At 68.6% G+C, this 1455-nt stretch carries 2 protein-coding genes; both read right to left on the bottom strand.

The genetic code is table 11. The features are described 5' to 3' along the window. A partial coding sequence (gene flgK, locus AC1D12_RS33225) for a flagellar hook-associated protein FlgK (protein WP_477845360.1) occupies positions 1 to 1026 on the bottom strand: 1026 nt, incomplete at its 3' end. 16 nt (positions 1027 to 1042) lie between these two features. Beyond that, positions 1043 to 1455, bottom strand: a 413-nt coding sequence (flgJ, locus tag AC1D12_RS33220) for a flagellar assembly peptidoglycan hydrolase FlgJ (RefSeq protein WP_477845359.1), incomplete at its 5' end; no start/stop codon positions are given.

Below are 1455 nucleotides of genomic sequence, written 5' to 3'. Positions count from 1 at the left end.
GCTCGCGGCCGGCAGCGAGCGCGGCGCGCCCACCGAGTACAGCGGCGATCCGGGGCCGGCCGGCCGGCCCATGTCGAGGCCGAGCGACTGCTGCTGGTTGACCGCGCCGCTGATCGCCGCGGCCATCTGGCCGAGCAGGTTGCGCGCATCGACCAGGTCGTCGTTCTGGAAGCGCAGCATGCCGGAGATCGAACCGTCGGACAGCGCCTCCTGCGGAATCATCGACGACAGCCCGCTGCCGACGCTGATGCCGAGCTGCACCTTCGACGGGTCATACGTGTCGGCCACCGTCGTCAGCTTGTTCGCGTTGGCGCCCAGCACCAGCGCCTGGCCGCCGCCGACGAACACGCCGACGCTGCCGTTGTCGGCCTTGATCGTCGTCACGCCGATGTAGCCGCTGATCTGGCTGATCAGGTTGTCGCGCTTGTCGAGCAGGTCGTTCGGCGGCTGGCCGGTGCCGTTCAGCGCCTGGATCTGCTCGTTCAGCTTGCCCACCTGCTGGGCCAGGTTGTTGACGGTGTCGACCGAGCTCTTGATGTCCTGCGTGATGCCGGTCTGCAGGCTCTGCAGCTGGTCGCCGGCCGCGGCGAACTTGTCGGCCAGCTCCTTCGCGCGGGCGATCACCACCTGGCGTGCCGATGAATCGGCGGGCTGGTTCGCGACGTCGACGAACGCGTTCAGCAGCGCGCCGGCCGAGTAGCCGACGCCCGACTTGCCGGTGCCGAACACCGCCTCGACCTGCTTGAGCTGCTCGGCGCGCGCGGCGTCGCCGGCGGCGGTGGCCTTGGTGGCCGAGGCCTGCGTCGTCAGGAAGCTGTTGTACGAGCGCGTGACCGAGGCCACGTTGACGCCCTTGCCGAAGAAGCCGGCGCCGGTGAACTGGCCCTTCGCGGTCTCCAGCACCACCTGCTGGCGCGAATAGCCCTCGGTGTTGGCATTCGCGATGTTGTTGCCGGTGGCCTGCAGCGCCGCGTAGTTGGCGAACATCGCCCGCGTGCCGATGCCCAGTAGTGCGGAAGAACTCATGCGTCTTGTCCTTCGCTCACGCGGTGGCGCGCTGCAGGCGCAGCGTCGTGTTGATCATGTTGGTCAGCTTCTTCGCGTACTCGGGGTCGGTCGCGTACCCCGCGCGCTGCAGCCCGTTCGCGAAGCCCTGGGCCGAACTGCCCGCCGACACCACCTTCGCGTAGCGCGGGTTGTCCTTCATCAGCTTCGCGTAGTCCTTGAACGATTCCTCGTAGCTGCCGTAGGCGCGGAACTTGGCCTGCACCTTGCGCGACTGGCCGTTGACGACCTCGGTGGTCGTGACGGTCGTCGTCGGGCCGCTCCAGTCCTTGCCGGCCTTGATGCCGAACAGGTTGAACGAGCTGCTGCCGTCGGCGTTCCTGRTCTCGTGCCGGCCCCAGCCGGATTCGTGCGCCGCCTGCGCGACCATGAAGGTCGCCGGGATGCCGG

It is taken from the genome of Rhizobacter sp. P1_G5 (assembly GCF_056405435.1).
This window is presented reverse-complemented; position numbering and strand designations above follow the sequence as displayed.